We start from the raw sequence: 7,943 nt of genomic DNA on the forward strand, positions 1-7,943 counted from the left end.
GATCCTCCGGCGCAAGCCGAAGTGCATCCGATAAAACAATCCAGGAGGCGATGATGGTGAGCTGCGCGGCGCTTCGACGTTTTGCAGTGCGATGGACCCCAGACCGTCCACCCGACGTCCGCGACATGAACTGACCGTCGAACGCGCGCGTCACCGGATCACGCCGTCGCTGTCCCCCATCCGGGCGTTTTGCGCGCGACATCGCCGTTTCCCTTTCCGAACCACTCGTTTCCGCACGTTGTGCCGCGCGGACGTACGCACGCATTTGTACGTCTTGCACGCACATATTGCGGTGACGCGTGCGGGCTCGCTTGCGCGCTCGCATCCGTGTTCGGTCAATCGGCGATCGCTGCACCGCATGCCGTCCCGCACCCCTGCATTCTCTGAATCGAAAGCATGTCTTGGCTCTACAGGAGGCAGTCATGAAGGCCAGAGCAATGAGATTACTGTCCGTGTTGTTCGCGGCAAGCATCGGTCTCGCCGCATGCAGCGGCGACAGCGGAGACGCGCAATCCGCGGCCGGCGGCGCATCGAATCTGAGCGCCGCGAACGTCGACAGCGCATCGCTTCAGGCGCCCAACGCGCCGACGCTGCCCTGCGACGCCGCGGCCAACGCGAATACGCCGTGCTCGGCGGCGCATAGCGTGACGCGCCTGCTCACGAAGACCTACAAGGGACCGTTGTTCCAGCTCACGCGCGCGTCCGACGGCGGCACGCTCGACGTCTATCCGTACACGTCGGGCACGCTGCCGCGCGGCGCCGAGTCGAGCCTGATCGGCTCGGCCAACGTCAATACCGCGAGCGCGTTCTGCAACAAGACGACGTGCAGCATCACGGATATCTACGATCAGATCGACCTCGTCGCACCGCTCAAGAACGGCGCGTTCGGCAACGTCGCGGCGACGTTGACGCTCAATGCCGACGGAACCGAATCGCTGACCGTGCCGAACCCCGCGGCCGGCGCGAACAAGACGACGACCGTGCCGGTGCTCAACGGGTTGGCGACGATCACGCTGCCGGGCACGAGCGGCACGCTGACCGTGCAATTGAGCACGCCGCCGACCACGCTGACGACGGCCGCCCCGCTCGCGTTGAGCATCGGCAACGATCTGCCCGCCATCGCGGGCAAGCCTGCGACCTTGAGCTATGCGCAGGCACAAGGCGCACAGATTCCCGCGCTCGCGACGCTCGACGGACAGGGGTATCGGAACCGGTTCGGGACTGTGAACCAGTCGCTTGGCGACAGCGATATCGCCGAATACATGGTGGCGGGTGCGCACTACGACCAATCGTCGACGTGTTGCGGCACCTACGGAAATATGGAGGCGAGCGCGGACCCGAGCACGTACGCGCATGGCGAAATCGAAGGCGAGATGTTCGCGCTCGCGTTCTCGAACGGCAATGCCGCGACGTTCGGCTATTGCGACGGCACGGGACAGGACGCCCCGAACGTGAAGGACACGGTCTGCAACGGACTCGATACGAACTGGCCCGGCGTCGATGCGGAAGCCGGCGTCTATCTGTACGGTCCGCAGCAGCCGCCGAAGGAGCGGTTCGTCACGGTGCTCGCGAAATATTCGCCGGTCACGGCGTCGAATGAATTTGTCGTCAAGAGCGGCGCGGCCTCGCAAAGCGTGTTGACGGCCGATTTCGACGCGGTGCCGCCCGAGGCCTGGCAATTCGGGCAGGACGCCGGCCATGCGTTCAACGGCCAATGGGAAGGCGGCTTGTCGCTTGGCGAAGGCGGCGACGGCAGTGCCGCGCCGATCCAGTTCTTCGAAGGCGCGATCCTCACGAAAGCGACGTCCGATACGACCGACAACTCGATTCAGACGAGCATCGCAAACTTCTATGGCCCGCCGTCGAACCCGGTCGCGGCCGCGTGCAACGCGGGCAATCTGATCGACTCGCCGCTCGGGCTCACGGATCCGGCGGCATGGGCGCAGCAAACCGGCGGCACGGCGGTGGCCGCGACCGACATCTCGGGCATCGAGCGCGGTGCGGCGACGCTGACGAACACGGGCGGTTCGGCGTTCGCGAACGTCCGTGAAATCATCCGCGTGCAGCCGAACCAGGCCTATACGTTCAGCGACTACGTGCTGGCAACGACGAACGCGACCGTGTTTCCGGGCGGCTCGATCCAGACCGACGACCCGAGCGGCACCGAATTCGGCTGGGTCGTCGATACGAACACGGGTGCGATCGTTCGCGGCACGTGGGGCGCGGGTCAGGCGAGCGCGTTGAGTTCGATCAAGGTCGGGAACTGGTGGAAGATCACGATGACGCTGACCACACCCGCAGGATCGAACAACGCGCAGGTCTTCATCGATCCGCCGACCTCGAATGCAGCCGGCGTCCGCTCGAGTCAATCGACTGACTATCTGACTGCGACGCACTATTGCCCGTCGCTCGCGATTCTCAAGACCGCATCGTCGTCTTGAGCGACCGACACGGCTGACGGAGCCGCCCGCAACGCTACGCCGCGGGCGGCGCGAGCATCACGCAGTTGCGTCCGGCGTCCTTGCCTCGATACAAGGCGAGATCGGCGCGGCGCAGCAGCATTTCGATCGATTCTCGGCTCGCGAAGTGCGCGACGCCGACCGTGACGGTCACACGTCCTTCGAGACCGATCGATGCCCAGTCGCACGACGCGATATGACTGCGCAGGCGCTCCATGACGTGGACGGCGTCGTCGAGCGTCGTCGCGCTCAGCACGATCAGGAATTCTTCGCCGCCGAAGCGGCCGATCCGATCCTGGACACGGATCGCGGCAACGGCTTGTTCCGAGAGAAATTTCAACGCGCGGTCGCCCGTGAGGTGGCCGTGGATGTCGTTGATGCGCTTGAAATGATCGACGTCGACGAGTGCGATCGACAGCGGCAAACCCGTGCGCTGACTCAGGCCGATATGGCTGCTCAGTAATTCGGTGATCGCGCGGCGGTTCGCGAGTCCCGTCACGTCGTCGGTCAGCGCGAGCGCTTCGATACGCGCCATGGCCTCGCGCAACGACTCGTTCTTCGCGGCGAGGCGCCTGCGCAAGCGGTGAACGAACAGGACGACCCACATGCATCGCGCGAGCAGACCGACGACGATCGCGCACGTCAGCACGCGGCCTTCGAACGTATCGGTCGGAATCGCGAGGCGCGCGCCCGTATAGAACACTGCCGCGGCCGCGCCGATCGCGATCACGCACCACGAGGCGATCAGGCTACGCGTGTTGGGGGCGAGAAAGCCGAACACGCTCGTGACGAAGAGCGTCGAAAGCGGCTGAAAACCGATCTGCGGCGCCGCGACGACAACCCCGAGGCAGACGAGCGCCGCAAAGATCTGATGCGGTAGAAACAGGGTGGGATCGCGCCGCGTGAGACTCCAGCGCGTCAGATGGGCAAGCGACACCAGACCGATGATCGCGGCCATCAGGACCGAGACGACGAGCGGCACCTCGATATCGATGAAGCCCGCCGCGCTGAAACCGAACAGGATCGCGCAGTCGTAGACATAGGAAGCGGCAATGCCGACCGTCGTCTGCCGCGCGTTGGCGAGCAGTCGGGCCGTCTTGTCCGAGGCCGCGTCGCCTGAGCCGCGACGGGACGCGCGCGAACCGTCGCCGGCATCGACGATCGTCAAGGCGGGATACAGCCAGTCGAGAACGCGCTTCACGAACCTCACAGCGAACCTCGTCAGAGCAAAATGCCGGTACGCGAACGCTCGCGAACCCGCACAAACCACACACGGGCCGCCAACCGCATCGGATCGTCACAGGGTACGCGCATCGTTGATCTCCTGGTCCGTAAGACGTGCCGCTTGCCCGTCGCGGTGTGCATGCGCGAGCTCGGTGGCGCGCATCGCATCGAGCGGCCGGCTCAGCAGAAAGCCTTGCACCGTGCCGCAGCCGTATTCGATCAATTTGGCGAGCTGTGCCTCATTTTCAACGCCTTCTCCGGTCGTCGCAACGCCGATGCTCCGCGCGAGCGTCGCGACCGCGCAGACCACCGCCGCCGAATTCGGATCGGTATCGGAAGCGCCGATAAAACTCCGATCGATCTTGATGCGATCCACGGCGAAGTCTCGAATGTGGACCAGCGACGAATACCCCGTGCCGAAGTCATCCATCGCGATCCGCACGCCGAGCGCTCGCACGGCCGCGAGCGCCGTCGCGATGCGTGCGCTGTTTTCGAGCATGCCGGTCTCGGTCACTTCGATTTCGATGCGGCCGGGTGCAAGCCGATGACGCGCGATCGCGTCGGCGATCTGTCGCGGCGTATCGTCCGAGCGGAGTTGGAGCGGCGACACGTTGATCGATACATAGAGATTCGCCGGCCAGAGCGCGGCCTGACGGCAGGCCTCGTCGATGACCCATGCGCCGATCTCGGCGATCGCACCGCACTGCTCGGCGAGGGGGATAAATGCGGACGGCGGCACGCGTCCTCTGACCGGATGGCGCCATCGAAGCAAGGCTTCGAAACCCGTGAGGGTGCGATCGGGCAATGCGTAAAGCGGCTGGTAGTCGAGTTCGAGCTGCCCGGATTCGACGGCAAGAGCAAGATCGTGTTCGAGCAGTTTGCGCTCGACGGTTTCCTCGAGCGTGCCGTCGCTATAGAACTCGACGCGGAAACGGCCATTGCGTTTGGCGATATCGAGCGCGAGGCGCGCCTTGCGCTGGACGAGCTGGGGATCTTCGCCCTGGTCGGCCATCGCGACGCCGACGCTTGCGCCGGTCGCGACCGTGCGGCCGTTGATCTCGAAGGGCCGCGCGAGCGCCGCGATCGCGCGTCGCGCGAGGGTATCGGCCTGGCGTTGTGTCAGGTGGCCCGTCATGACGAGTTCGTCGCCGCCGAGCCGGAACGGGAGTTCCGACGGGCCGCAGATATCGCGTACGCGTCGTGCGGCTTCGACGAGTACTGCGTCGCCGATCGCGTCGCCGAGCGTGTCGTTGATTGCGCTGAAGTGATCGAGGTCGAGCAGCAGCAGCGCGAACGACGTGCTTTGCGAGAGACGCGCGACGTGTTCGGCGAGACTGCGCCGGTTCGGGAGTCCGGTCAATGCGTCGTGGAAAGCCATATGCGCGAGTTCGCGCTGGCCTTGGCGGATCTCGGTCACGTCGTCGTAGGTCAGGATCGTGCCGCCGTCGGATGCGGGTTTCGATGCGATGCTCAGGATCGTGCCGTCGCCGAAGCGGCGCTCGATTCGCACGGATGCGCCTTCATGCATCCATGATTCGACGTCGGCGACGATGCGCCGGATTTCGGGCGCGTCCCAGCCTTCGCGGTCGCCGAGATTGTGAATGTATTGATGCAGTGACATGCCGACGTGAAGCGAGTGCGCGGAGAGATTGAGCATCTCGCGGATACGGTCGTTGACGAGGCGGATGGTGCCGTCGCCCGCGACGAGGATGAGGCCGTTCGACATGTGGTTCAGCGCTTCGGATGCGACGACGCGCACGCGGCTGTCGATCCGGTGAATCGCGAGGCTCGCGGTCGCGATGAGGGCCGTCACGGTGGCGACCGTCAGTGCGAAGGTCTGCATGGGGTCCGCGTTGGGCAGACTTGCGTTGACCGCGAGCGGATAAACGTGGAATGCGGCCATGCCGGTGAAATGCATGCCGCTGATCGCGAGCGCGAGCAAGACCGTGGCGGCGGTGCCGCCCGAAAACGGCGGACGGCGGACGGCGACGTGCAATGCGAGGGCGGCGAACACGACCGACACGACGATGGATGCAAAAAGCCATGTCGGGTTCCAGACGGTGGTGCCGTTGACGCGGTAGGCCATCATGCCGGTGTAGTGCATGCCGGCGATCGCGAGACCGATGATTGCGCCGCCGATGATCGCATTGAAGCCGCGATCGACCGCGACGGCAAAGCCGAGTCCGGCGCCGACGGTCGTGATCAGCAGCGAGACGACGACGAGCGCGGGATCGACGCTGACGGCGACGCCCGGGTGATAGCCGAGCATCGCGATGAAGTGCGTGCACCAGATCGCGGCATCGGCGATGACCGTCGAGAGGAGGATCCACGCGATGCGCTCGGAACCGACCGCCGCGCTCGCGCGCTGGAAGAGCCGGATCACCGACCAGGATCCAGCTAGGCAGACGAGCACCGCGACGACGATCACGCCGATATCGTGCCGCCCCCAGACGCACGCGAAGACATTGGTCACCGGATTCCCCGTACGGTCCGATAGAGAAAATTCAAATCATGTTGATGCACGACAAGCGCGGGCGCGCGCGTACGCGGCGGCCCGAAGGTCCGTTGTCAATGGTATCGGTTCATTAACAAAACGCGCGCCTTGTAAACGCTAAGGATTTGCCCGGATTTCGCGCTTGGCGGGGAAGGTGTCGGAGCGTGCCGCTTCGTCGTGTTGACTGCGGCCGGTCGATCTTATTGTGGTAGCCAGGTTTTCGCTTGTTTAGCGTTTTTTTAGTCCGCATTCGTCATGCGTCCAAATGAGCGCAATGTGCATCAGCAAATCGAATTTGTTCGATAGGTTTCCCCCTTTCGCGTCGGATAGCGTCCTTGCTCACTCAACGCGGTTGCACGACGTGAACGGGGGAACCAGGCTTGAAGACGACGATCGATCTTGCCGCCGCTTTGACGGCGCTTTGCGCTTTGGGTTTATACGCGCCTGTCTCAAGCGCGCAGGCGACGCTGCCCATCACACCGGATAAATCCGCTAATCCGCACCCCGTCGTGACGACGAGCGCCTCGGGTATTCCCGTGGTCAACATCACGGCTCCGGTGGGTCCTAAAGGGGTTTCCAACAATCAACTGACCGACTACAACGTCGGAACTTCAGGCGTCGTCATCGCCAATAACGGCGTGCCCGCGCAGACGCAGATCGCCGGCTGGGTGCAAGGCAATCCGTTCATCGGTAATACCCCTGCGCAACGCATCTTGCTTCAGGTCACGGGCGGCAATGTCTCGCAGTTGTTAGGACCGAGCGAGATCGCGGGACATGCGGCGCCGCTTGTCGTGGCAAATCCGGCGGGTATCGCCTGTTCGGGCTGCGGCTTCGTGAACGTGCCGCGTGTGACGCTCTCGACAGGTCTGCCGAACTTCGATGCGGATGGTTCGGTCGCGGGCTTCAACGTCACGCAGGGGCATATCGATATCGGCACGGGGGGCTTGTCTGCCCAAAGCTCGCCGGTCGATCTGATCACGCGTGCGATGACGATCAACGGTCAGATCTGGGCACAGTCGATCCACGCCGTGGCGGGTGCCAATGAGGTCGATCTCGCGAGTGGTCGTGTGACCCCGCAGGCGGGCGCAGGTGCCGCACCGCAATTCGCGATCGACGTGCATGCGCTTGGCGGGATGTACGGCAACGGTGCGGTGCGTTTGATCGGCACCGAGGCGGGCGTCGGTGTACGTGATACGGGCTCGATCAATTCGCTGACGGGCGATATTCAGTTGTCGGCGAACGGGGATGTGACGATTGAAGCGCCGGGGCGCATGCAGGCTGCGGGTGACGTGCATGTTTCAGGCACGAACCTGAACAGTGCGGGTCATGTCGTAGCGGCGGGCGCGCTTGGGGTGACAGCCATGCAAGGTGTCACGAATAGCGGCACGTTGGTGGCGGGTTCGGATGTGAGTCTTGCTGCGCAGGGGATTGACAACACGGGGCGGATTGGCGCAGGAGTCAGACTGAATACGGCGGGGCCTGTTCCTGAGAATGGCAATGCTGTCGCTAACCCGAACGCAACCGGACGCTCAGATACCGATAGCGGAGCCACTGCCAACATCACCCAACCGGGCAGCCTGACGATCAACGCGACGCGCTTGACGAGCAGCGGCCAGTTGCACGCAGGCACCGACCTCAGGCTCGACGTCGCGAAGGCCGCACTCGACAACGGTCGCGTCGATGCGGCAAACGCATTGACCATCCACGCATCGCAAGCCCTCTCGAACCGCAACGCCACACTCGCCGCGGGCGGTCCGCTCACACTC

4 protein-coding genes are annotated in these 7,943 nt (G+C 64.3%); 2 read left to right on the forward strand and 2 right to left on the reverse strand.

Annotation, left to right across the window (positions count from 1 at the left end; translation table 11 throughout):
* Nucleotides 1–422: 422 nt before the first annotated feature.
* Complete coding sequence (locus D7S86_RS27725) at nucleotides 423–2,441, forward strand: arabinofuranosidase catalytic domain-containing protein (RefSeq protein WP_121091361.1); 2,019 nt, start codon at nucleotides 423–425, stop codon at nucleotides 2,439–2,441.
* A 34-nt stretch (nucleotides 2,442–2,475) separates the two neighbouring features.
* Here D7S86_RS27725 and D7S86_RS27730 read toward each other — a convergent pair whose 3' ends face one another.
* Both D7S86_RS27730 and D7S86_RS27735 read right to left on the reverse strand, forming a co-directional pair.
* Nucleotides 2,476–3,660 (reverse strand): sensor domain-containing diguanylate cyclase, encoded by a 1,185-nt coding sequence (locus D7S86_RS27730; RefSeq protein ID WP_121091362.1) that lies wholly within the window; start codon nucleotides 3,658–3,660, stop codon nucleotides 2,476–2,478.
* Nucleotides 3,661–3,756: 96 nt separating this feature from the next.
* Nucleotides 3,757–6,156 (reverse strand): bifunctional diguanylate cyclase/phosphodiesterase, encoded by a 2,400-nt coding sequence (locus tag D7S86_RS27735; RefSeq protein WP_121091363.1) that lies wholly within the window; start codon nucleotides 6,154–6,156, stop codon nucleotides 3,757–3,759.
* A 401-nt stretch (nucleotides 6,157–6,557) separates the two neighbouring features.
* Between D7S86_RS27735 and D7S86_RS27740 the strand changes: the two genes are divergently transcribed.
* Nucleotides 6,558–7,943 (forward strand): filamentous hemagglutinin N-terminal domain-containing protein (locus D7S86_RS27740; RefSeq protein ID WP_121091364.1); only part of this gene is annotated, 1,386 nt, incomplete at its 3' end.

Origin of the sequence: Pararobbsia silviterrae (genome assembly GCF_003628125.1) — a bacterium.
Classification (GTDB): Bacteria; Pseudomonadota; Gammaproteobacteria; order Burkholderiales; family Burkholderiaceae; genus Pararobbsia; species Pararobbsia silviterrae.